The organism is Micromonospora sp. NPDC048909, assembly GCF_040649635.1.
Taxonomy (GTDB): domain Bacteria; phylum Actinomycetota; class Actinomycetes; order Mycobacteriales; family Micromonosporaceae; genus Micromonospora.
Genome location: NZ_JBEZFU010000003.1, coordinates 324839 through 348248, shown reverse-complemented (window position 1 = coordinate 348248; position 23410 = coordinate 324839). Strand labels below are relative to the sequence as shown.

Here is a 23410-nt window from a genome sequence, read left to right as displayed (position 1 = left end):
CCCCGACCGGGGGCGGGCGGCGAGGCGGGGGGCGGGGCGCTTGGTCAGGGGCGGGGGAGGCGGATCGCCATGGTGGGGGCCTCGGCCATCACGGAGGTGGGGGTGAACGGCGCGCCGGTGGGCAGTTCCTCGGCCCGGCCGACCTGCACCCCGGGGTAGAGCTCGACCATGTCGTTCTCGGCGAGCACCCGGGACTGCTGCGGGGCGAGCGGGAGCCGCTCCGACTCGGTCATCGAGCCGCCGGGGCGGATGCCGGAGCCGTTGGTGCTGACGTCGGTCACGATCACCTCGCCGACCCGCAGCTCCAACTGGACGTGACTGCGGCTGATCCAGCGGCGGGCCTCGTCGTTGAGCCACTGCCCGAGCATGATCCCGCCGTCCCGCTCGGGCGCCCGGCCGACCAGGATCGGCTGCTCCTCGGTGAGCACGAACCGGCGCCGGACCAGCCCGCCGATCCGGACCGCGAGCACCTCGGTACGCGGCCGGGGCCCGCCGTCACCGAGCCGGGCGCCGTGCCGCGGGCACGTCGGTACGCCATTACGCAGCGCCGGCGGCGGCTGCCCCGCGGGACTGTGCTGTACCCGGGCGAGGTCGGCGAAGGCTCCCCCGCCACCGCCGCCGCCGAAGAGCGCGCAACCCGACTCGGGGCACCGCCACTGGCGGGCCAGCAGCTTGACCCCGGCCGGCGAGCGCTTGCCGGCCACCGGCTTGTCGCCGCCGCCGACGTGGGCGATGAAGACCGGCCCACCGGAGCCGGGCACCGGGGCGACCACCCGCCCGGGCTGCTCGACCAACCAGGGAAACCGGCCGCGCAGGCCGTCGAAGCGGACCCGGCTGAGCACCGGCAGCCCGAGCAGGTCGGCCACCTCGAGCATCCGGTCACCCGGGTTGTCGAGCACCTCGACGAGCCCGTCGTCGGCCCACCGGCGGACCACCATCCGCTCGTTGGAGGTCAGGTCGGCGTCGGAGAGCAGGGCCCGGTGCACCACGGCGTAGACCTGGACGCTGTCCTCCTCCAGCTCACGGGAGAGGGCGTCGATCACCATGCCGAGCCGGAGCAGGCTCGCCGGCCGCCCGCCGTCCAGGTCCTGGTAGCGGATCACCTCGGCCAGGTCGACCACGGCCCGGGCCAGCGACGGGTCGGTGCAGACCCGACCCTCGATGGCGTCGAGCACCTTGCTGATCTCGAATCTCATCGGGCACTCCGGATGATCTCGTCGATCCGTCGGGCCAACGCGAAGTCGCGGTGGGTGACCCCGCCGGCCGAGTGGGTGACACAACGAAAGGTCAGGGTCCGCCACCGGATGTCGATGTCGGGGTGATGGTCGAGCTCCTCGGCCGTCACGGCGACCCGGTCCACCACGGCGATGGCGTCCGGGAAACTGGCCAGCTCCACGGTGCGGGTGATCCCGGCGCGGTCTCCCGACCAGTCCGCCAGCCCGCCCAGCTCGTCTTCCACCGCCTCCGCGGTGAGCACGTCTGCCATGCCAAGACCCTACCGGTGCAGGTGAGCCGGGCATCGACAGGCGGTGGCCGCGCCGACCGGCACGCCGGCCGCGACCGATGCCCGACGTCGCCGGTCCCGGTCGACGCGCGGGGCGCCCAGGCATCGACGCGCGGCAGTGGCCCAGGTTGGTTAGGCTGGCCAGCGGCCCGGCCGGGATCGACTGTCGTCGTCACCTGGCCAACCCTTCACGAGGAGTAATCCATCATGAAAACTCGACGGCTGGCGACCACGGGGGTCGCGCTCGTCGCAGCGCTCGGACTCGGTCTGACCGGATGCGGCAAGCAGACGGGGGCCGACGATCCAGCCGCCAACGGCAACGCCAGCGGGGCCCCGGCCAGCAGCGTTCCGGCGGACGCGCTCGGCAAGCTCACCGCCGCCGCGCAGAAGATCAACGAGCAGAGCCTCCGGATGAAGACGGAGTCGTCGGTGCTCAACGGCGGCGGCGTGATGGACCCGACCAACAAGACCGCGGACATGACGATGGACCTCGGTACGCAGGGCAAGATCCGGATGCTCATCGTCGGCAACGACGCGTACCTGAAGGTGACCGGCGCGACCTCCCTGCCGAAGAAGTGGCTGCACATGGATGCCACGAAGCTCGGCGAGAGCGGCCAGCTCAACCTCATGCCGGAGGGTGACCCGGGTGGTGCCAACAAGCTGATCAAGAGCGTGGTGGAGGTCAAGGAGACCGCGCCGGGCAGCTTCGCCGGCACCATGGACTACACCCGGTCGGTGCCGAACGACAAGGACATCGCCGCGCTCGGCGACAAGGCCAAGGCCGTGCCGTTCACCGCCACGATGGACGCCGAGGGCAGGCTCACCCAGACCGCCGTCGACATCAGCGCGCTGCACGAGTCGCTCGGCACGATGACCACCACCTTCTCGGACTTCGGCACCGCGGTGAACGTCAGCAAGCCGCCGGCGGCCGACACCCAGGAGGCCCCGGCCGAGCTGATCAAGGCGTTCGGCGGCTGATCCGATCGGCAGCCGAAAGGGGCGGCGCCGGTCGGCGCCGCCCCTCTTCGTGGTCGTTTCAGCCCCGCAGCGGCCGGCCCACCTCGTGCAGGTGGCCCAGCGCCTGCCGGTACGACTCGATCAGCCCGGTCTCGGCGTACGGGATGCCCTGCTCCGCGCAGTAGGCCCGGACGATCGGCTGGGCGCGGCGCAGGTTCGCCCGCGGCATGTTCGGGAAGAGGTGGTGCTCGATCTGGTAGTTCAGCGCGCCCAGCGCCACATCGGTGACCCGGCCACCTCGCACGTTGCGGGAGGTGATCACCTGCTTGCGCAGGAAGTCGAGGTCGTCCTCGGCGGTCGGCATCGGCATGCCCTTGTGGTTCGGGGCGAACGCGCAGCCCATGTAGAGCCCCCACAGCCCCTGGTGCACGGCCGCGAAGACCAGCGCCTTACCGGGCGACATGACCAGCAGCAGCAGGGCCAGGTAGCCGGCGGTGTGCACGGCGAGCAGCAGGGCCTCGACCGCCCGGTGCCGCATCGGGGTACGGAACTTCCCGCCCGGCTCCCGCTCGACGATCGCCCGGATGCTGGCCACGTGCAGGCTCAGCCCCTCGAGCAGCAGCAGCGGGAAGAACAGGAATGCTTGCCGTTGGGCCAGCCAACGGCCGAATCCCCGGGTCTCGAGGGCCTGCTCGTACGTCCAGACCAGCGCGCCGGCGCCGACGTCCGGGTCCTCGTCCTCGTGGTTGGGGTTGGCGTGGTGCCGGTTGTGCTTGTCGACCCACCAGCCGTAGCTCAGCCCGACCGCCAGGTTGCCGGCGAGCAGGCCGACCACCTCGCTCGGGCCGCGCCGGCGGAACATCTGCCGGTGCCCGGCGTCGTGGCCGAGGAACGCCACCTGGGTGGTGGCAACCGCCATCACCGCGGCGAGCAGCGCCTGCCACCAGGAGTCACCGACCAGGACCACCGCCACCCAGCCGGCCACGAACGCGCCGAGGGTGAGCGTGATCCGGGTCGCGTACCAGCCCGGACGTCGTTCCAGCAGACCCGCCTTGGCGATCCGCCGAGACAGTTGCGCATAGTCACTGCCCCGCCGTACCGGCGGATCCGCCACTGCTTCGAGCACCATCGCCGCTCCCGTTCCTCGCCTACCGCCGGCCGTACGGCTCGACGCCACCTCCGAGTCTCCGCTGAATGGTTGCGCTGAGTAACCCTGGACACCCCCGAATCGGGGGTAGGGCGAGCCCTACCCCCGGCCGCCGTCAGCCCATCCGGCCGAGCGCGGCGCGGAGCCGGTGCAGGTCCCGTCGGCGGCGCTCGTAGCTGGCGGCCAGCCCGATCAGCGCGAGACCGCCGACCGCCAGGAAGATCCACCGGGGCAGCAGGTCCCAGCCGCGGACCAGCTCGTGCAGCGCGAGCAGCGCCAGAGTCGTCCCGCCGAGCAGCACCGGGGCCTGCCAGCGGCGCGCGGCTCCGGCCAGCACCGCCGCGAGCGCCGCGACGCCGAGCAGCAGCCGCCGCCACGGCTGCGGATCCGGCGCCACCAGCACCGACACCAGGCTCGGCAGCAGCGCGGCGCCCAGCCCGGGGCCGAGCGCCAGCCAACTGGTCAGCCCGGGCCGGGTCCGCAGCGCCACCAGACCCGCACCGAGCGCGAGGGCCGCCGCCGGCAGCGTGTACGCCTCCAGCAGCACCACCCGACCGGCGGCCAGCAGCAGCCAGCCACCGAGCAGCTCGCTGCCGCCGGCGAGACCGGCGAAGACCCACCGCCGCCCGACCGGCTCGCCTCCACGCAGCAGCCGCAAACCGACCGCGGCGCCCCAGAGAACGCAGACCGCCGCAGCGTGCCGCAGCGCGCCGAGGGCGAGCAGGAATGCGACCAGCGCCACCGCCTGGGCGGCGACGTCGAGCAGCCGGCCGACCGGCGACACCTTGCCCGGCGGCACCGCCGATTCGGCCGCGGCGGCGGGTCCGGGGCGGGCGGGCAGGACGGCGGCGACAGCCAGGGTCAGCGCCGCCACGGCGAGTACGGCGAACGCCGCGCCGCGCAGTGGCAGCCCGCCGGCGAGCGACGCGGTGATCGCGAGACCGGTGCCGGCGGCCACCGCCGTGAGAGCCCCGGCAACCCGGGCCTCGACCCGCCGACCGGCGACGCCGGCCAGCGCGGCGGCGACCAGCAGCACACCCAGGCCCGCGAGGGTGCCCGCCCGGGTCGCGGTGAGCCCAGCCAGCCCGGCAGCGGCGAGCGGCAGCCCGACCGGCACCGCGATCGGGGCGAGCAGCGGGCGCGAGTTGAGCAGGGCGGCCGCGAGCAGCGCCACCAACCCGGTCAGCAGGGTCACGGCCGGCCCGACCGGCCAGGGCGCCCCCACCGCGACCAGCAGCACCGGCGGCACGGACGCGGCGAACGGCAGCGCGGCGACCGACGCCGTCCACCGGGGCGCGCGCAGCGTCCGGCCGGCCACCGCCACGGCGAGCGCCAGCGCGGCCAGGGCCAGCCCGCCCGGCAGCGCCGCCGGGACCGGCTCCGCCGTCGGCGCGCCGGACCAGACCTCTACCGTCCGGCCGTACGGGCTGATCAGCGCCGCCAGCAGCGCCGGGGCGGCGACGACGACGGTCACCACGGCCAGCGCGAGCCCGGCCACCCGCACCGCGGTGTCATCGGGTTCCCGCATGGCCGCGGCGAGCGCCAGCACCGCCAGCGCGGCGTAGATCGCCAGCGGCTCGTCGGCCGGCAGCAGCGGCGGCGTCATCCCGGCCGCCGTCAGCGCGACGGCCATCCCGGTCGCGGCGTACCCGCTCAGCTCCGCCCAGTGGCGACGGACCAGGCGCAGCGCCACGAGCAGCAGCCCGGCGGCGACCAGGGCGGCCCGCGCCCGCCACCAGACGGGCGCCTCGGCGGCGGCCAACCCGACGGCGACGCCGGCCGGTACGGCCAGCAGCGCCGCGACCAGAGCCGGCCCGGTGACCGCGCGGGGCACGGCGGGTTCCCGGCGGCCGAGCGCGGATGCCGCCACCCCGAGCAGCACGGTCGACCCGAGCGCGGTCAGCGCGCCGATCGGCGCGGCCAGCGACACCAGCAGCCCGTGCCCCAGCAGGACCGCTCCGGCCACTGCCGGCGGCACCGGGCCGACCCGGCCCGCCCGGCCGAGCACCGCGATCAGCAGCAACGCCGCCGCGCCGAGCAGGTCGACGGCGACCACCGCCGGCCAGGCGGACGGCCAGGCCGCGGGCACCGCCAGCACGCTCAGCGCCAGGCCGACCGGCCCGGCGAGCGGGCGGACGGCGCGCGGCGCCAGCAGCGCCACCGCGCCCACCGCCAACGCCACGGCGACCGGCAGCTGCCAACCCCAGTCGAGGTCGGGCCCGGGTGCGGCGCCCCGCCACGGCGGAACTGAACGGCCGACGGCACCGAGCGCCAGGGCCCCGGCGAACAGCGCGGCGAGGATCGTCACCCCGAACCCCACCAGCAGCGCCGCGACGCGCGGGCCGGTACGCCAGGCGGCCGGCAGCAGTGCCACGCCACCGGCCAGCCCCGCCACGACCAACGCCGTGGCCAGCAGCAGCAGCGACGGCCGCAGCTCGGCCACCGGGCGCAACAGCGCGGCGGCGAGCACCGGCAGCAACCCGCCGGTGGCGAGCCATCGGAAGGTCCGCCCGCCGGTGAGCAGGGCCGCGCCGGCCAGCGTGGCGGCCACCAGCAGCAGCGGCAGCCCGGCCAGCAACGGGGAACCGACCGCCCGGCCCTCGCCGAGCGGCACCAGCGCGCACCCGGCGGCGCCGGTCAGCGCGGCGCCGAACCCCGTCCAGGCCAGCACCCGCCCGGCCACAACCGCCGAACCGGCACCGGCCGGGCGGGCCAGCACGACGAGCACCGCCAGGTCGAGCAGCGCCACGGCGACCAGGGTGACCGCCCAGCCGTCGGCCCCCGGCCTGGCCTCGGCGGCAAGCAGCGGCAGCACCGGCTGGGCGGCCACCAGCGCCGCGAACCACGGCCCGGTCAGCCGGCTGAGCCGGGCGTAACCCGCCGCCACCGCCGCGCTGGCCCCCCCGACCAGCGCGGCGTAGCGGGTGCCCGGCCAGCCGGCCACCCCGGCCAGGTCCACCGACCACGCGGCGTACCCGTCGAGCAGCACCAGGAGCAGCCCCACCGCGGCGAAGGTCTCCGCCGTGCCGCGCAACCCCCGCCGCACCGCCACCAGCGGCGCGGCCAGGGCGAGCGCGGTGACGGCGGCCAGGATCAGCGCCCGCCCGGCGACCCCGACGGACGCCCAGGCCACCGCCGTGAATACCACCGCCGCGGTGCCGAGCAGCAGCCCACCCAGGACGAAGAGCAGACCCTGCACGGTACGGGTCGAGGTCTCCGGCCGCCCCGGCTCCGACCGGGCCGGCGGCACCGGCGCCGGGGCCGCCGCCGACGGCGCCACCGATGCCGGCGCCCTACCCGCGGCTAACTCGGCCGGCACCGCGACCCGGGCGCGGACCTGCCTGGCCAGCTGCGCCCGACGCTGCTGGGTGAGGTTGAACCGGTCGACCAGCTCGGCGTACGCGAGCCGCGCCCGCTCCACCTCGGTGCCGAGCACGACGAGCTCCCGGTCGAGCCGGATCACCTCGGCGGCCTCCGGGTCGGGCGCTCGCCGGCACCCGGCGCAGCCGGCGGTCAGATCCGCCGGGGCACCGCAGGCGGGGCAGGGGTAGCCGGTGTTCTCCACCAGGCCATCGTGGACACCCCGGGCCACCGGGGCCAGAGTGTGCGTACTCAGGGACGGGTGTGCTCGTGCACCCAGCTGGCGTACGCCGGATCGCCACTCTCCACCCGGGACACCAGGATCTCCGGCACCTCGTACGGGTGGCTGGCCCGGATCTGGTCGACCAGGGCGGTCACCCGGTCCGGGGCGGTCTTGAACTGGACCGACCACTCGGTGCTGGTCTCCACCCCGGAGCGCCACCAGTAGGTGCTGTCCACCTGCCCACCGACCTGGGCGCAGGCGGCGAGCCGGCCGGCGACGGCGGCGGCCGCCAGCACGTCGGCGACCGCGCGGGCGTCCACCACGGTCGTCACCACGCTGATCTGGTCCACGCCCGCACCCTACGCGGGGTCGTCACGGTTGGCCGCGATCCACTCGTCGATCCGGGCCCACCAGTCGTAGAGCCAGTCGATGCGCTCCTGCCGGTCGGTGGGGACCTCCTCCGGCGGCACCGACCAGAACCGCAGCACGATCCGCTTGTCCATCGGCAGCTCGCGCCACACGTCGGTGACGGTGATCATCCGGTCCAGGCCGGTGTGCGCCGCGAAGATCACCCCGGCGTCCGGAGCGGCGTCCAGCGCGGCCAGCAGCCCGCCGGGCTGCGGGGCGAGCACGTGCCGCATCCGTTCGGCGCGTAGTGCCATCCGCTCCAACCCGCGCGAGCGGAGTCGGGCGATGGCGCGCAGCCGGCGGCCGGGGGTGAAGTTGCCGCCCTCCGGGAAGATCACGAAGGCGTCGTCGTCGTCCAGGCCGGTGGCCAGGTGCCCGATCTGCCGGAGCAGCGCCGCGCCCCGGTCACCGTTCCGGGCTGGCGCGACGAACCGGTTCGGCAACCGGTTGAGCAGCACATCGATCGCCGGGTCCCACTGGAGGCTCTCCTTCAGCACGATCCGCGGCTCACGCTGGAACCAGTTCACCAAGGCGTGGATCAGGATGAACGAGTCGCCGGGCCCGGCGTGCCGGCAGAGCACCAGCTCCGGCCGGCCGGGCAGCGCGGTGTCCGGGTCGGTGCCGACCACGTCGATACGCAGCCGCAGCGTCCAGCGGGCCTGCCAGAAGAGCACCCGCAGGAACCAGCCGGCGAGTTGGTAGTGGGCGCGCTGGAACGCCGGTGACCGGGACTGCCGGCCGAACCCGGCGGCGACCCAGAGCACGAAGAGCGCGAGCAGCGCGGCCGCGTCCCAGACCAGGTAGACGCAGCCGATCCAGAGCAGCCGCAGCGGGCGTAGCCGGCCGGGCACCAGCGGCGACAGGGCCGCCGCGAGCAGTGCCCAGACCGGCAGCGTGGTGACCACCACGAAGGCGAGCAGGACCACGGCGGGCGCCAGCAGCACCCGGCGTACCCAGCGCGGGGGCAGCGGCATCAGCGCTCCAGGTTGGCCAGGTAGCGCCGGGACGCGGTGTACGCCCGGCTGATCCGCCGGCCCACCGCCGCCATGTCCCGGTACGCCCATGGCGTGTCGTCGCGCGGGTTCAGCCCACCGGTCGGCAGCACGTGCACCTCGACCCCGTCGGGCAGCGCCGCCATCTCCCGGAAGAAGCGATGCCGTCGGGCGATCTCGAAGGCGACCTGGGCGATCTCCCACGGCCGGCGGGGCGGGGTCAGCTCCCGTTCGATCCGCCCCACCTGGAGGACGAAGATCCGGGTGGCGCCGACGGCGACCGCCTCGCCGATCGGGATGGAGTTGACGATCCCGCCGTCCACGTAGTGCGCGCCGTCGATCTCGGTGGGCGGCAGCAACCCGGGCACCGAGGCGGACGCCAGCACGGCCGGCACCACCGGACCGGTGTCGAACCAGTGCTCGGCGGCCCGCTCGATGTGCGCCGCGCAGCAGCGGAACGGCACCCGCAGGTCGGCGAAGGTGGTCTCCGCCCCCAGCTCGGATTCGAGCAGCCGGCGCAGCGGGCGGGGTGAGTGCAGGTGGGTCCGGGCGGCGAACCGGCGCAGCTGCCGGGCCACCGAGTCGCCGTAGACCTCGCTCGCCTCCGGCGAGGCCCAGAGCCGGACCAGCCGGTCGGTGACCGCCTCGGTCGGGTCCGCGGCGACCAGGGCGCCGTTGACCGCGCCGATCGACGTGCCGAGCACCAGATCCGGTTGGATGCCGGCCCGGAACAGCGCACGCAGCATGCCGACCTCGACCGCTCCGAGCACGCCGCCGCCGCCGAGCACGAACGCCACAGGTCCCCCCGCCATGCCGTTCATCCTGGCACGGCCGCGCTGGTGGGCCACCGACCCGGGGCGCCGGACCGGCCGCACGCCAGGCGCGCCCGATGCGGTGTGCCCAGCCCGGCCGGCCGCTCCGCCGCGACCGCTATCGATCATCGTCGACGGCCCAAGGGTGGTCGGCGGCCGTTGACAGGCAGGAAACATTCGCGCAACCTGATACCGCTCCCACCACGAGGCAGGTGCGATCCGTGACGGCAGCACTGCACCCGGGCCGGTTGCTGGCCCGCAGGTACCGACTTCTCGACCAGATCGGCGCCGGCGGCATGTCGGTGATCTGGCGGGCCCACGACGAGGTGCTCGACCGGGTCGTGGCCCTCAAGGTCCTCGCGCCGTCGATGGCCGCCGACGCCCGGTTCCGGGACATGGTGCGGGACGAGGCGCGGGCCGCCGCCCAACTGGTGCACCCGCATGTGACGTCGGTGCACGACTACGGCGAGACGGTCGCCCCGGACGGCCGGATCACCTCGTTCGTGGTGATGGAGTTGCTCACCGGCGAGGAGTTGGAGCGGCGACTGACCGAGGGGCCGCTGGCCTGGTGCGAGGCGGTCGAGATCGGCGCGCAGGTGGCCGACGCGCTCGCCTGCGCGCACCGGCTGGGCATCGTGCACCGCGACATCACCCCGGCCAACGTGATGATGACCCCGGTCGGCGCGAAGGTGCTCGACTTCGGCATCGCCACCCGGATCGGCGCCCCGGACGAGGACGAGGACGGCGGCACCTTCGGCACCCCGGCGTACGTCGCACCGGAGCGGCTCGACGGGGCGCCCGCCCAGCCGGCCACCGACGTCTACTCCCTCGGGGTGCTGCTGCACGAGGCGCTCACCGGGCGGGTGCCGTACCCGGCGGAGACCTGGGAACAGCTCAGCACGGCGCTGGCCAGCGAGCGGGGGCCCTCGTTGGCCGGGGTGCGGGGGCTGCCGGCGGAGGTGTCCGGGATCGCGCTGCGCTGCCTGGCCCGAGATCCGGCGGCCCGACCCACCGCCCGCCAGGTCGCCACCGTCCTGGGCGAAGAGTTGCAGGCCGCCAATCCCCGCTCGGCCCCCCGGCGGCCCGCCGTGCCGACCCTGCCGGCGACCACGCCGCCCACCGACCGGCCTCGGCGTCGGCCGCGCCCGGCGATGCTGCTGGTCCCGGCCGGGCTGGCGGTGGCGGTGGCGGTTGCCGTCCCGCTGCTGGTGCCGGAGCGGCAACCACCGCTCCACGCGCTGCCGACCGCCCCGTCGGCGACGGACCCGTCGTCGTCCGACGCCACCCGGCAGCCACCGGCGGCGGCCACGCCGGTGCCGCCAGCGAGCGGTCTGCCGGCGACGCTGGTCGAGGCGGCCTACCGGGTGGAGGGCCTGATCGGCACCGGGCTGAGCGCCGGTGAGATCCGTTCCGACGTGGGTCTGGATCTCCGTAACGAGCTACGCAACCTCCGCGCGTCGGTGAGCGGCGGGCGCAGCGACCTCGCGCCGCCGGTCGCACGGCTCCGGGAGAAGGTCGCCGTCCGGGTCCGCGAGGGCGCGATCAGCCACGCGTACGCCCTGCGACTGGACGCGGCCATCGCCGAGCTGGCCACCGCGCGGGCCTGAGCCGGGGGTCAGCGGACGGTGACCCGGGCCGGCTCGAGCAGGGCCTGCCCCACGCCCTCGCCCACGACCTGCCGGTAGACCGCCTCGTAGCCGAGCGCCATCCGGGAGATGGAGAAGTTCTCCGCCACGTGCGCGACGCAGTCCGCCGGGTCGATCCGCTCCGCCGCCCGCAGCGCCGCGGGCAACTCCTCGGCCCGGTCGCAGACCAGCCCCGTCACGCCGGACCGGACCAGCTCCGGCGCGGCCCCCCGACCGAGTGCGACCACCGGCGTGCCGGTGGCCATCGCCTCCACCATCACCATGCCGAACGGCTCCTCCCACTGGATCGGCATGATCAGGCACCGGGCGTCGACCAGCATCCGCAGCGCCGCCGCCCGGTCGGCGTTCAACACCACCTCGACGTCGTCGCCGAGCAGCGGCGCGACCACGTCGTCGTAGTAGCGGCGCTCGGCCGGCTCGTTGCACTTGCCCGCCAGTAGCAGCGGCAGGCCCGCCTCGCGGCAGGCCCTGATCGCGACGTCCGGTCCCTTGTCCGGGCTGAACCGGGCCAGCCAGAGCACCGCCCCCCGACCGGGCACGGTCTTGCGCGGGATGCCCGTGAGATCCAGCGCGTTGTGCACCGTGCCGACCCAGGGCAGGCCGGGGTTCAACCGGCGTTGGGCGTGCGAGATGGCGACCAGGCCGACCCCCTCGTCGGTGTCGCTGAGCACGTCGCCGTACTCACCCACGGGATTGCCGTGCACCGTGGCCACCGTGGGCACCGCCCGCCGCCCGGCGACCAGCGGGCCGATGGTGGTGTGGTCGTGCACGATGTCGAAGTCCGCCGCGTCGATCAGGTGGTTCACCCGGGCCAGGTGGGCCAGCTCCGGCAGCGCCTCGCCGAGCCGCTCGTACTGCACGTCCGGGTTGGTGGAGACGAAGTTCCGCGCCGCGGTCCCGTGCCTGTTGCCGGCGCCGAACAGGGTGACCGCGTGCCCGTACCGGGAGAGCCCGTCCACCAGGCCGGCGACCACCTGTTCCAGCCCGCCGTAGCCCGGCGGCGGCACGGACAGCCACGGCGGGACCAGCATCGCGATCCGCAACGGCCGGCCGGCCGGCGGGTGGTTCACGGCCACGAGTCCTCCCGTTGGTCCCTGGCGTGCGCGGTCCGCTGGTGCCGGTCCAGGTGGTCGGCGGGGATTTCCCGGTGCCGACGGCGGTAAACCGGACAACGCGCGACGTCATTCGCCGACGAGTAGCTGGGTCTCCACCGCCCGTACGCCTGGTGCCGACCAGGCCACCCGTTCCGCCTGGTCCCGCTCCCACCAGGACCGCACCACACCGCTGAGCACCAGGGTGTCGCCGTCCACCGCCACCGAGACCCCCCGGGTGCCGGCGGCCCGCCCGAGCGCCCGCCGGACGTCGCGCAGGATCCGGTCGGTGTCCGTCGGGGCGGGTGGGCGTACCTCGATGAGGTTGGTGATCCCGCGGACCCCCCGCAGCCGGCGCACCTCCCGCTCGGCGGCGCGGCGCTGCCAGCCGAACTCCACCTCGCCGCGGAGCATCACCCAGCCGTTGGCCACGGTGACGTCCAGCCGCTCGGCGGGGATGAAGCTGTCCCACTCGAGTGCCCGGCCGACCGCGATGGCGACCTCGCCGTCGGTGACCCCGGGACTGCCCGCCAGGCGTACCTCGATGTCGTCCGCGACCGCACGTACCCCGCGTACCCGTTGGGCGCAGCGGGTCGCGGCCCAGCGGCGGGCGGAGCTGTCCACCCAGCCGGTCAGGGTGACCACCCCCCGCTCGACGCTCACGCCGATCTCGTTGGGCTGCACCTCGGCGTCCCAGGCCAGCTCGGCCAGGACGTCCTGCTGGATCCGCTGGTCCTCGCGGGCGGCGGCTGCCGTGCTCATCCCACCCCTCCCCTCACCGGTCCTGCCGAGGCTGCCCCCGGTACGGGTGACGGCGGTTCACCCGGATCGGGTGAACCGCCGTCGTGGTGAGAGGGAGCGGCGGGTGACGGGCCCAACCCCCTTGGGCCCGTCACCCGCCGCCGGAGGGAAGAGGCAGGTTCGTGTCGGTTACGACGTCTCGGCGAGCGTCACGGTTGCCGTCGACTCGGCGCCGTTCCGCTTGTACTGCACCTCGACCCGGTCGCCCACCTTGCCGGCCTGCACGGCGCCGACCAGGTCGTCCGAGTCGTTGATCACCTTGTCGCCGAACCGGGTGATGACGTCACCCCGCTGCAGGCCGGCCTTCTCGGCCGGGCTGCCCTGGGTGACCGCGGCGACCAGCGCGCCGCCACCCTCGGCCATGTTCACGCTGACCCCGAGCGACGGGTGGCTGACCTTCTCGCCCCGCTGGAGCTTCCCCGCGACGTCCTTGGCCTTGTTGCTCGGGATGGCGAAACCGACGCCGATGTTGCCGGTGCTCTGCCCGGAGGTGGCGATCGCGGTGTTGATGCCGATCACCTCGCCCCGGGTGTTGACCAGCGCGCCGCCGGAGTTGCCCGGGTTGATCGGGGCGTCGGTCTGCAGCAGCCCGGCGATGGAGGACGCGGCCTGCCGCGGGTCCTGCTGCTGGCCGCCCTCGCCGGCCTGGATGGTGCGCTCCCGGGCGCTGAGGATGCCTGCGGTGACCGAGCCCTGCAGACCCAGCGGGCTGCCCAGTGCGAGTACCTGGTCGCCGACCTGCATCGCGTCGCTGTCACCGAAGGTGGCCGGCTTCAGGCCGCTCACCCCGTTGGCCTTCACCACCGCGAGGTCGGTCTTCGGGTCGGTGCCCTTGATCTGCGCCTCGGCGGTCTTGCCGTCGGCGAAGACCACCCGGACGGTGTCACCGCTGGCCGAGGCGACCACGTGGTTGTTGGTGAGCACGTAGCCATCGGCGCTGAGGATCACGCCGGAGCCCTCGCCGTTGTCGGTGGCGATGGAGACGACGCTGTCCTGCACGGAGGCGGCGATCCGCGGCAGGTCGGCGCCGTTGATCACCGGGGCGGCGGAGTAGGTGCGGGTGACGCCGCCACCGTCGCCGTCGATGGCGAGCGCGAGCGCTCCGCCGGCGACACCGGAGCCGAGCATCAGGGCGAACACCGCGACGCCGGCGCCGGCGAACTTCGCCACCCGGCTCGGCCGGGGCCCGGCGGGGTTGGGGTGGGCGGCCGGCGCCCAGGGCGGCACGGGCTGACCGGGGTGCGGCGCGTGCGGCTGCCCGTACGCACCCGGCTGCCCCCCGCTGGCCCAGCCGGACTGCTGAGTCGGGTACCAGTGGCCGCCCGCGGGCTGCGGGTACCCGTGCGGGCCGGAGACCGGCTGGCCGTGCGGCCCGGAGACCGGCTGGCCGTGCGGCCCGGAGACCGGCTGGCCGTGCGGCCCGGAGACCGGCTGGCCGGAGACCGGGTGGCCGGGGTGGGTTGGGGTGGTCACCGGCGGCTGCCAGCCGCCGGTGGGGGCGGCCGGGTGGCCGGCGGGGGTCGTGGCGACCGGCACGGTCGGGTCGGCGCCCCGGTCGGTGTCGGGCGTGGCGGGGGCGTCCGCGCGGGTGGGCTCCGGGGTGGCGGAGGCACCGGCGTCGGTCGCGGGGGTCTGGTCGGCGTTCCCGGCGACCGGGCCGGCGGAGGCCAGCTCGGTGGTCGGGTCGCTGCTCGCGGAGTCGGACTGCGCGCGCTCGACGCGTGGCAGCTCGGCGGTGGGGTGCGCCGGCTCGGCGTCGGTGGGGGCCGGCCGGTGCTGCTGCGGGTCAGACTCGTACTCGGTCATGGATCCACCTTCTCCCCTGGCACTGCGACCAGCCTGGAACGGGGCTGGAAGTTGGCTGAAAGTCACTCGCCGCTCTCGTCGGCGTCCGGCAGCAGCGGCAGCCGGACCCGGAAGGTGGCCCCGCCGCCCGGGGTCTCCACCACCTCGACCATGCCGTGGTGCGCGCCCACCAGGGCGGCCACGATGGCCAGGCCGAGGCCGGTGCCGGTGTTGCCGTCGGCCCGGCGGGTACGGGCCGCGTCGGCCCGGTAGAACCGCTCGAAGACCCGCTCGGCCTGCTCCGGGGAGAGCCCGGGGCCGGTGTCGGCCACCTCCAGCACGGCGAGGTTGCCGGGTTCGGCCCGCAGCCGCAGGGTGACCGAGGCGTCCGGCGGGGTGTGGGTGAGGGCGTTGGTCATCAGGTTGCCGATCACCTGCCGCAGCCGGGCGTCGTCCCCGTAGACCACCAGCGGGCCGGAGCCGCGGGCGATCTCCAGCTCGATGCGCCGCTCCGGCGCGACCACGCGGGCGGCCTGCACGGCTTCACTGGCGAGCACCGGCAGCTCGACCGGGGCCAGCGTGATGGGCCGCTCCCGGTCCAGCCGGGCGAGCAGCAGCAGGTCCTCCACCAGGAGTCCCATCCGCGCCGCCTCGTCCTCGATCCGGCGCAGCAGCCCGGCGGTCTGCTCCGGCGCGCGGGCCGCTCCCTGCCGGTACAGCTCGGCGAAGCCGCGGATGGTGGTCAGCGGCGTACGCAGCTCGTGCGAGGCGTCCGCGACGAACTGCCGCATCCGCTCCTCCGACCGCCGGGCGCGCGCCTCGGAGGCCTGCGCGGAGACGGCCGCGTCCCGGGCGGCGACCTCGGCCGAGCGGGCGGCGGTCTCCGAGGCTGCCCGGGCGGTGAAGGCCGCCTCGATCTGGGTCAGCATCGCGTTCAGCGCGCGGGACAGCCGACCCAGCTCCGAGGTGGGGCACTCCTGCCCCTCCTCCGGGTCGGGCACCCGCCGGCTCAGGTCGCCGCCGGCGATGGCGGCGGCGGTCCGTTCGATCTCCACCAGCGGCTTCAGGCTGGTCCGCACGATCGCGGCGCCGATCGAGGCGAGCAGGATCAGCACCGACCCGCCGACCAGCAGGTCGATCCAGACCAGTCGCTGCACCGCCCGGTCGACGTCGGTGAGCGGCTGCCCGACCGCCAGCACCTCGTCCTGCGGGAGCGCCGTGTAGTACACCCGCCACCGGGTGCGGCCGTCCTGCGAGGTGGCGTTGAACGGCTCCCCCTCCCGGGCGGCGAACCCCGCCACGTCGGTGGGGAACCGGGGCAGTTGCTGCGGATCCAGCGAGATGTCGTCGTAGCTGGGCTGCGACACCGAGTTCGGGCCGGCGATCACCACGACGTAGTCGCTGGGCAGCATCGCGTTGACCTGGCGGGCACGCAGCGCCGGGATGAGCGGGGCCAGGGTCTGGCTGGCGCTCTGCAGCTGCCCGTCCACCTGACCGACCAGGTAGCTGCGGAGAAAGAAGGTGGTCAGCGAGCTGATCACCAGGAGGGCGGCGGCGACCAGGGCCAGCACCGCGGTGACCAGCTTCACCCGCAGCGGTACGCTCCGCAGTCGCCCCTTCGCCTGTGCGACCGCGTTCACGCCGCCGGCTTGCGCAGTACGTACCCGACTCCGCGCAGGGTGTGGATCAGCCGGGGCTGGGTGGTGTCCACCTTGCGCCGCAGGTAGGAGATGTACGACTCGACGATGTTGTCGTCGCCGCGGAAGTCGTAGTTCCAGACGTGGTCGAGGATCTGCGCCTTGGAGAGCACCCGGTTGGCGTTGAGCATCAGGTAGCGCAACAGCTTGAACTCGGTCGGCGACAGCTGCACCCGCTGGCCGGCCCGGTAGACCTCGTGGGTCTCCTCGTCCAGCTCCAGGTCGGCGAAGGTGAGCCGGGAGGGCGCCGGCTCACCGCTGCTGGTGCGGCGCAGCACCGCCCGGATCCGGGCGGTCAGCTCCTCCAGGCTGAACGGCTTGGTGACGTAGTCGTCGCCACCCAGGGTCAGGCCGCGGATCTTGTCGTCGGTGGCGTCCCGGGCGGTCAGGAAGACGACCGGGGTGCGGGTGCCACCCTCGCGGAGCATCCGGATGACCTCGAACCCGTCCAGGTCGGGCAGCATCACGTCGAGCACCACCAGGTCGGGCCGATGGTCCTTGGCGGCGTTGAGCGCCGCGCTGCCGCTGGTCGCGGTGGCCACGTCGAAGCCCGCGAACCGCAAGCTCGCGGAGAGCAGTTCGAGGATGTTGGGGTCGTCCTCGACGACGAGCAGTCGCGCCTCGGTCTGGGTAGCCGGCATGGCCCCCATCTTCCGCGCTCCGGCTGCGCCCGCGCTGGACGCTCCCTGGAAAAAGGCTGTGAGCCGCCGGGGTGCCGGGCCGGCCCGCTCCAGGTGCGGCGGCGCGGGTGCCGGACGGTCGGCCCGATCGGGCGGGACACCACGCGGCCGTCGAGGACCGGTCGGTGTCACGCTCGTCGAGATCCTGCCGGATCGCGTCGGCCGGGGCAACGGCCGGGCCGGTCAGCGCAGCAGCCGGCGGAGCCCCTCCAGCGCGCCGTCGATCAACCGGATCGCGGTACGCAGCTGCGAGTCGCTGAACCGGCGGGCCCGGACCAGCCGACCCACCTCGGTGGTGAAGGCGGCCAACCGCTGGTCGAACTCGGCGAGCAGGCCCGCCTCGGTGCTCGTCCCCGGCCGGGGTTGCGACCCAGGCCCGAACTCGCCCGATCCGGGTTCCGCCGGGCCGAACGGCGGCCCGGCGGGGAAGGGCGAGGTGTCCCACCGGTTCCGCCGAGCCTGCCGCGTCTGCCGGGCGGCCTCCCGCAGCTCTCGCTTGAGGTCGCGGACCGAACCGCGTACCTCGGTCTGGATCTCCCCCGCGAGGGTGGAGAGGTCCTGCACCGAAGCGGCGATGTCGGACTCCAGGGTGGCCAACTCGTCGGCCCGCTGGCGCAGCTCGTCCCGGCCCGCGTCGGTGATCTCGTAGGTCTTGCGGCCACCGGCGGCGGTGTGACTGACCAGCCCCTCCGCCTCCATTCGCTGCAGCCGGGGATAGATCGTGCCGGCGCTGGGCGCGTAGAGACCGAGGAAGCGATCCTCCAACAGCCGGATCAGCTCGTAGCCGTGCTTCGGCCCGTCGTCGAGGAGCTTGAGCAGGTAGAGCCGGAGCCGCCCGTGACTGAAGACGGCCGTCATCGCAGCTCATCCTCCTCGTCGTCGCCCACCGGACGGGCGAGCAACGCGATGCTGCCGGACGTGGCGGATGCCCAGAGCTTACCTTCGCCGGCCCCGATGACCCCCTCGCTGCTGGTCACCGAGCCGATCGCCGACTCCGTACGCACCTGGGGGAAGCCGCTGGTGATCCGGCCGGCGGTGGTGTGCAGCCGGACGGCGAGGTCGCTGTCCTCGCGGACCCGGACGGTGATGCTGCCGGAGATGGTGTGCAGCCGGATCTCGCTGCGCCGGGGGTTGTCCAGGTCGCAGGTGATCGAGCCGGAGACGGTCTGCGCGCGGACCTGCCCGGCCGCGCTGTCGGCCAGGATCACCTCGCCGGAGACCGTCTGCATGCTGAGGTCGCCGGCCACCCCGAGCGCCTCCACCGGCCCGGAGACGATCTTCGCCGAGGTCTCGCCGCGCAGCGCCATCAGGGTGATCTGCCCGGAGGTGACATCGACGCGGGTCCGCCGGCGCAGACCCGAGACGACCAGCGAGCCGTCCATCAGGCGCAGGTCGGCGGCCACGTCGGCGGGTACCGCGATCGAGACGTCCACCCGGGGCCACCGGCCGAACGGCCCGATCCACCAGAGCAGGTCCGACCAGCGCCGGGTCCGCTCCTGCCGGACGGAGAGCCACCCGCCCTGCTGCTCGACCAGGACCGGCCGGCGCCCCACCCGGGTGATGTCGACCCGGGCCGGCCCATCGGTGGCGACCACGTTCAGCCGCCCGCTGAACAGCCGGACGTCCAGCCGGCTGACCGGGCCGTCGAGTGTGAGCCGCTGCGGGCTGTCGACCGTCCAACCGGTCATGGCGTCCTCCCCTCGGGACACGCCGACGGCGCGTCCGACGGGACGAACAGTAACGCGATACATCGCGACAGCACAAGACTGTCGCGATGTCGTCAAGCCGCCAGGTCGAGTTCCTGAGCCGGGCCTTCCGGCACGAGCAGGCTCGGCAGCGGGACCGGCTCGCCGGTCGAGGGCGGCGGGACCGTCGGGACGGCGGGCACCAGGTGCACGGCCGACTCGGCGGCCCGGGCGAGCCCCCGGCGGTCCGCGCCCCTGGCCGGGTGCAACGCGGCGGCGACGGTCACGATGACCTCCAGCTCCCGGGCCGCGACCACCCGGCGCACCGAGCGCAGCAGGGTCTCCTCGCCGAGGAACGCGGCAGCTGTGGTGCCGGCCCCGGTCGCCGCGCTCCGGTAGCCGATGCGCAGCGGCACGACCGGCGCGCCGGCGTCGACCGCCGCCTGGAACATCGCCGGCCGGAAGCCACCGCCGGGGCGGCAGTCCCGCACGCCGTCCCCCGCGCACCAGGTCGTGCCCTCCGGAAAGACCGCGACCGCCCGCCCGGCGCGCAGCGCGTCGGCGACCCGGCGCACGGTGACCGGCAGCTGCCGTGGCCGGGACTTGTCCACGAAGACCGTGCCCGCCGCGGCGGCCACCTGCCCGACCAGCGGCCAGGCGCGGACCTCCCGCTTCGCGACCATCCGGGCCGGCGCGACCGCCAGCACCGCGAGGATGTCCAGCCAGGAGACGTGGTTGGCGACCAGCAGCGCCCGCCGCCGGGGCAGCCGGCCGCGGACGACCAGGCGTACCCCGAACGCTCGGGCCGTCCCCCGGGCCCAGGCCCGCACCGCGGCCTGGCCGTCCGCGGTGGGCAGCACCGGCAACAGCGCGGCCAGCAGGGCCCCGAGCAGCAGCATCCCGGCCCCGGCGAGCAGCCGGCCCAGCCGCAGGGCAAGCGGGACCGCCGGCACGTCGCCGGCCGCCGGCAGGCACTGCTCGTCACAGCCGGACGAGGGCCGCCAGAGGTCGTACGGGACGGCGCTCATGCCTGCTCCCCGAGGAAGTGCCGCAGGTATCGCGGGTTCATCCGGTCCAGCGAGAAGAGCACGTAGAAGTCCGCGCAGTCGAAGTCCGGGTCGTACGCCGGCTCGCCGCAGATCCACGCGCCGAGCCGGAGGTAGCCGCGCAGCAACGGCGGAACCGTGGCCCGGCCGGCCGGCTCGGCGTCACCGGCCGCCAGGTCGACGGCGGCGGCCGGCTCGGCGAACCAGGGCCGCAGCGGACGGACCCGCAGCGGCGGCGGCGCCAGGTGGCGGGCCTGCGCCTGGGCCCACACCTCGGCCACCGCCCGGCCGCCGTCGGTCACCGGCACCGAGGCGCAGCCGCCGAGCCAGCGCGAGCCGCGCAGGTGCAGGTAGCGGGTGATGCCGGCCCACATCAGGTTGATCACCGCGCCGGTGCGGTGGTCCGGGTGGACGCAGGAACGGCCCGCCTCGACCAGGTCGTCGCGGAGCGGGTCGAGCGCCGCGAGGTCGAACTCGGCCGCGGCGTACCGGCGATCGGTGCGGCCGGGCGGCAGCAGCCGGTACGTGCCGACGACGTCGCCGGTGCTCTCCTGCCGGACGATCACGTGGTCGCAGTACGGGTCGAAGGGGTCCACGTCCAGCCCGTCGACGCCCGGGTGCAGGGTGGCGCCGAGCTCGGTGGCGAACACCTCGTGGCGCAGGCGTTGCGCGGCCGCGACCGTGGTCGGGTCGTCGGCGATCAGCAGGGTGTAGCCGCTGGTCGTCAGGGGTGCCCCAGCGGCGTGCAGAACGGCCATGGGATCTGTGTAGGGCCCCCGGGTTGCCAACCACACGGCGAGGAGTGTCGATCCGGTGAACGCCGGTCGGCGGCCCGTGTACGCAGGCCAGATCGAGTCGTGCGAGGCTGCCGGGCGGGCCCCGGCGACGACGCCGGACCCCCGCCCACCCGGAGGTCGCCGATGCGCATCGAATCCCGCTACAACGGGCCGCCCGGCTCCGGCAACGGCGGCTGGAGCGCCGGCGTCTTCGCGGCGGCCGCGGGCGGCGCGGGGCCGGTCGAGGTGACGCTGCGCCGGCCGCCGCCGCTGGACACCCCGCTGGTCCTGGCCGACGGCGAGGTCCGCGACCCGGCCGGGCTGGTGGTCGCCGAGGTGCGCCCGACGGACCGGTTCGACGCGGTGGTGCCGCCGGTGCACCCCCGCACCGCGACCGACGCGTCGGCGGCCTACCCCGGGCTGGTCGACCACCCCTTCCCCGGCTGCTTCGTCTGCGGCCCCCGCCGGCCGGACGGGCTGCGGATCTTCCCCGGCCGGCTGCCGGACGGCCGGACCGCCGCGCCGTTCCGGGCACCCGAGCAGGTCAGCCCGGCCACGGTCTGGGCGGCGCTGGACTGCCCGGGCGGCTGGGCCGTGATCGCCCCCGGCCGGCCGTACGTGCTGGGCCGGATCGCCGCGCTGGTCGACGCGCTGCCCGCGCCGGGCGCCGAGTGCGTGGTGACCGGCGTCGCCGTCGACGTCGAGGGCCGCAAGGCCCGGGTGCACACCAGCCTGTACGGACCGGACGGCTCGCTGCTGGCCAGCGCCCGGGCGACCTGGGTGGCGTTGCCGCCCGGCGCGGCCTGACCGGCGGCGCGCCCGTCGTCCCTGAGGATGAGTGGGGTCCTGCCTGAGGCGGAGGCGAAAGTACCGACCGCGCCTGATTGACCTTGTTGCGCTCGCCCGCCACGCTGTGCAACGGCGTACCTCGACGCCACCCGCACGGGAGGAGAACGATGTCTGACGGGCAGCGAAGCCCCACCAGCGACGGTCAGATCGTGGTGTCCGGCCTGACGAAGCAGTACAAGAACGTCAGGGCGGTCAACAACCTGTCCTTCACTGTCGAGCCGGGTCGGGTGACCGGCTTCCTCGGCCCGAACGGCGCCGGCAAGACGACCACCCTGCGCATGCTGCTGAACCTGGTCACGCCGACCAGCGGCACGGCCACCATCAGCGGCGCCCGGTACGCCGACCTGGTCGAGCCGTTGCGGCACGTCGGCGCGGTGCTGGAGGCGTCCAGCGCGCACAAGGGCCGCACCGGCATCAACCACCTGCGGGTGATCTGCGCGGCGGCCGGGCTGCCGAAGCAGCGGGCCGACGAGGCGCTCGCCCTGGTCGGGCTGACCCCGGCCGCGAAGCGCAAGTTCAAGGGCTACTCGCTGGGCATGAAGCAGCGGCTCGGCATCGCCGCCGCGATGCTCGGCGACCCCCGGGTGCTGATCCTCGACGAGCCGGCCAACGGCCTGGACCCGGAGGGAATCCGGTGGATGCGCGGGTTCCTGAAGAACCTGGCCCACGAGGGGCGGACGGTGCTGGTCTCCAGCCACCTGCTGTCCGAGATGCAGCTGCTCGCCGACGACGTGGTGATCATCGCGGCCGGGCAGTTGGTCCGGCAGGGCCCCGTCGACCAGGTGATCGGTTCGATGGCGCAGGGTGGCCGGGTCCGGGTCCGCACCCCGCAGGCCGAGGCGCTCACCACCGCGCTCAAGGGCCAGTCGGCCACCGTCGACACCGACGAGCAGGGCAACCTGCTGGTCTCCGGGGTGGACGCTCCGGCGATCGGCCGGGCGGCCCTGGCCGCCGGGGTCGAGCTGCACGAACTCACCACGGAACGCCCCGACCTGGAAGGCGTCTTCCTGGAGCTGACGGCCGGAAAGGCGGGCATCCGATGAACCTGGTCCGAGCCGAACTGACCAAGATCCGTACCACCAGCACCTGGTGGATCTTCGCGCTGATCTCGCTGCCGCTCTGGGCGCTCACCCTGCTGATCAACTGGCTCCAGGCCGACACGCTGACCAACGGGGATCTCGGCGAGGTGCCGCCCGACCAGGTCGACACCCTGGCGGCGGCGGCTCACCCGGACGCGTTGTCGGCGAACCTCTTCACCACCGGGCAGTTCTTCGGCCTGCTCATCGTGATGCTGCTCGGCATCATCGTGGTGACCAGCGAGTTCTTCCACCAGACGGTGACCACCACGTTCCTCACGTCGCCGCACCGCAGCGCGGTGATGGCCGCCAAGCTGGCCGCCGCGGCCCTGCTGGCGCTGCTCTTCTGGGTGGTCACCACCGGGCTCAACCTGATCGCCGGGGCGGCCGTGCTCAACGCCGTCGGCGTCGGCACGCAGCTCGACAACGCCGCGGCCTGGGAGGCGATCGGGCTCAACGGCCTGGCGTACCTGCTCTGGGGGATCCTGGGCGTCGGCCTCGGCGTGCTGATCCGCAGCCAGATCGGCGCCACGGTCACCGGCATCCTGCTCTACCTGGGCGGCACGATCGGCGCGGCGATCGCCATCAGCATCCTGGCCACCCGGTTCGGCGACTGGATCAACGATCTTCAGCTGCTGGTGCCGTCGCTGGCGTCGTCGCTGATGGTCACCGGCGCCGAGATCCCGGGCAACCCGCCGCGCTGGGCGGGCGCCGTCGTGCTGATCGGGTACGCGGTGGTCGCCGGGGTGGTCGGCAGCCTGACCCTGCGCCGGCGCGACATCTCCTGACCGGCGCGTTCCCGCTGGTCACGACGGCCCCGGGGTGGTGGTGGCACGCCACCGCCCTGGGGCCGTCGCCCATAGCAGGAGTCAATG

General features: G+C 74.7%; 21 protein-coding genes. 5 read left to right on the top strand and 16 right to left on the bottom strand.

Annotation, left to right across the window (positions count from 1 at the left end; all coding sequences use genetic code 11):
* Positions 1-44: 44 nt before the first annotated feature.
* Both AB0C04_RS10955 and AB0C04_RS10950 read right to left on the bottom strand, forming a co-directional pair.
* Positions 45-1196 carry an FHA domain-containing protein gene (locus AB0C04_RS10955; RefSeq protein ID WP_357051557.1) on the bottom strand — a complete coding sequence of 384 codons (1152 nt, stop codon included), beginning with the start codon at positions 1194-1196 and terminating at the stop codon, positions 45-47.
* The gene (locus AB0C04_RS10950; RefSeq protein ID WP_350871712.1) at positions 1193-1486 is read right to left on the bottom strand and encodes a 4a-hydroxytetrahydrobiopterin dehydratase; all 294 of its coding nucleotides are present in this window, start codon (positions 1484-1486) and stop codon (positions 1193-1195) included. Before AB0C04_RS10950 ends, AB0C04_RS10955 begins: the two co-directional genes overlap by 4 nt.
* Positions 1487-1711: 225 nt before the next feature.
* Here AB0C04_RS10950 and AB0C04_RS10945 point away from each other — a divergent pair, with 225 nt between their 5' ends.
* Positions 1712-2482: a hypothetical protein gene (locus AB0C04_RS10945; protein ID WP_350871710.1), complete on the top strand. Its 771-nt coding sequence runs from the start codon at positions 1712-1714 to the stop codon at positions 2480-2482.
* 58 nt (positions 2483-2540) lie between these two features.
* Here the strand turns inward: AB0C04_RS10945 and AB0C04_RS10940 are convergent, their stop codons facing one another.
* From AB0C04_RS10940 to AB0C04_RS10920, 5 genes are all read right to left on the bottom strand, one after another.
* Positions 2541-3590 carry an acyl-CoA desaturase gene (locus tag AB0C04_RS10940; RefSeq protein ID WP_357051553.1) on the bottom strand — a complete coding sequence of 350 codons (1050 nt, stop codon included), beginning with the start codon at positions 3588-3590 and terminating at the stop codon, positions 2541-2543.
* Between the two features lie 133 nt (positions 3591-3723).
* Complete coding sequence (locus AB0C04_RS10935; protein WP_357051551.1) at positions 3724-7173, bottom strand: hypothetical protein; 3450 nt, start codon at positions 7171-7173, stop codon at positions 3724-3726.
* A gap of 47 nt (positions 7174-7220) precedes the next feature.
* Positions 7221-7541 (bottom strand): divalent-cation tolerance protein CutA, encoded by a 321-nt coding sequence (gene cutA / locus AB0C04_RS10930; RefSeq protein ID WP_357051548.1) that lies wholly within the window; start codon positions 7539-7541, stop codon positions 7221-7223.
* Positions 7542-7550: 9 nt separating this feature from the next.
* A complete protein-coding gene (locus AB0C04_RS10925) occupies positions 7551-8573 on the bottom strand; it encodes a 1-acyl-sn-glycerol-3-phosphate acyltransferase (RefSeq protein WP_357051545.1) in 1023 nt (340 codons plus the stop codon).
* Positions 8573-9403, bottom strand: coding sequence for a patatin-like phospholipase family protein (locus tag AB0C04_RS10920; protein WP_357051542.1), 831 nt, complete (start codon positions 9401-9403; stop codon positions 8573-8575). The genes AB0C04_RS10925 and AB0C04_RS10920 overlap by 1 nt, the downstream gene beginning before the upstream one ends.
* A gap of 221 nt (positions 9404-9624) precedes the next feature.
* On the opposite strand from AB0C04_RS10920, the gene AB0C04_RS10915 reads away from it, so the two are divergent.
* A complete protein-coding gene (locus AB0C04_RS10915) occupies positions 9625-11010 on the top strand; it encodes a serine/threonine-protein kinase (protein WP_357051539.1) in 1386 nt (461 codons plus the stop codon).
* 8 nt (positions 11011-11018) lie between these two features.
* Here AB0C04_RS10915 and AB0C04_RS10910 read toward each other — a convergent pair whose 3' ends face one another.
* The 9 genes from AB0C04_RS10910 to AB0C04_RS10870 form a co-directional block, all read right to left on the bottom strand.
* Positions 11019-12080 (bottom strand): glycosyltransferase family 4 protein, encoded by a 1062-nt coding sequence (locus AB0C04_RS10910; protein WP_357052240.1) that lies wholly within the window; start codon positions 12078-12080, stop codon positions 11019-11021.
* A gap of 150 nt (positions 12081-12230) precedes the next feature.
* Positions 12231-12902 carry a BON domain-containing protein gene (locus tag AB0C04_RS10905; protein WP_357051536.1) on the bottom strand — a complete coding sequence of 224 codons (672 nt, stop codon included), beginning with the start codon at positions 12900-12902 and terminating at the stop codon, positions 12231-12233.
* Positions 12903-13070: 168 nt separating this feature from the next.
* The gene (locus AB0C04_RS10900) at positions 13071-14747 is read right to left on the bottom strand and encodes a trypsin-like peptidase domain-containing protein (RefSeq protein ID WP_357051533.1); all 1677 of its coding nucleotides are present in this window, start codon (positions 14745-14747) and stop codon (positions 13071-13073) included.
* 62 nt (positions 14748-14809) lie between these two features.
* Positions 14810-16366 carry a HAMP domain-containing sensor histidine kinase gene (locus AB0C04_RS10895; protein WP_357051530.1) on the bottom strand — a complete coding sequence of 519 codons (1557 nt, stop codon included), beginning with the start codon at positions 16364-16366 and terminating at the stop codon, positions 14810-14812.
* Positions 16363-17064 (bottom strand): response regulator transcription factor, encoded by a 702-nt coding sequence (locus AB0C04_RS10890; RefSeq protein ID WP_350871692.1) that lies wholly within the window; start codon positions 17062-17064, stop codon positions 16363-16365. The genes AB0C04_RS10895 and AB0C04_RS10890 overlap by 4 nt, the downstream gene beginning before the upstream one ends.
* Positions 17065-17286: 222 nt before the next feature.
* Positions 17287-17961, bottom strand: coding sequence for a PadR family transcriptional regulator (locus AB0C04_RS10885; protein ID WP_357051527.1), 675 nt, complete (start codon positions 17959-17961; stop codon positions 17287-17289).
* The gene (locus AB0C04_RS10880; protein ID WP_357051524.1) at positions 17958-18791 is read right to left on the bottom strand and encodes a DUF4097 family beta strand repeat-containing protein; all 834 of its coding nucleotides are present in this window, start codon (positions 18789-18791) and stop codon (positions 17958-17960) included. The genes AB0C04_RS10885 and AB0C04_RS10880 overlap by 4 nt, the downstream gene beginning before the upstream one ends.
* 92 nt (positions 18792-18883) lie before the next feature.
* Positions 18884-19816, bottom strand: a complete 933-nt coding sequence (locus AB0C04_RS10875) for a lysophospholipid acyltransferase family protein (protein ID WP_357051521.1) — start codon at positions 19814-19816, stop codon at positions 18884-18886.
* Entirely contained in the window at positions 19813-20592 is a 780-nt protein-coding gene (locus tag AB0C04_RS10870; protein ID WP_357051518.1) for a GNAT family N-acyltransferase, read from the bottom strand. Before AB0C04_RS10870 ends, AB0C04_RS10875 begins: the two co-directional genes overlap by 4 nt.
* A gap of 162 nt (positions 20593-20754) precedes the next feature.
* Between AB0C04_RS10870 and AB0C04_RS10865 the strand changes: the two genes are divergently transcribed.
* From AB0C04_RS10865 to AB0C04_RS10855, 3 genes are all read left to right on the top strand, one after another.
* The gene (locus tag AB0C04_RS10865; RefSeq protein WP_357051516.1) at positions 20755-21417 is read left to right on the top strand and encodes a hypothetical protein; all 663 of its coding nucleotides are present in this window, start codon (positions 20755-20757) and stop codon (positions 21415-21417) included.
* 149 nt (positions 21418-21566) lie between these two features.
* The gene (locus AB0C04_RS10860) at positions 21567-22502 is read left to right on the top strand and encodes an ABC transporter ATP-binding protein (protein WP_357051513.1); all 936 of its coding nucleotides are present in this window, start codon (positions 21567-21569) and stop codon (positions 22500-22502) included.
* A complete protein-coding gene (locus AB0C04_RS10855; protein ID WP_357051510.1) occupies positions 22499-23323 on the top strand; it encodes an ABC transporter permease in 825 nt (274 codons plus the stop codon). The genes AB0C04_RS10860 and AB0C04_RS10855 overlap by 4 nt, the downstream gene beginning before the upstream one ends.
* The last annotated feature ends 87 nt before the right edge of the window (positions 23324-23410 follow it).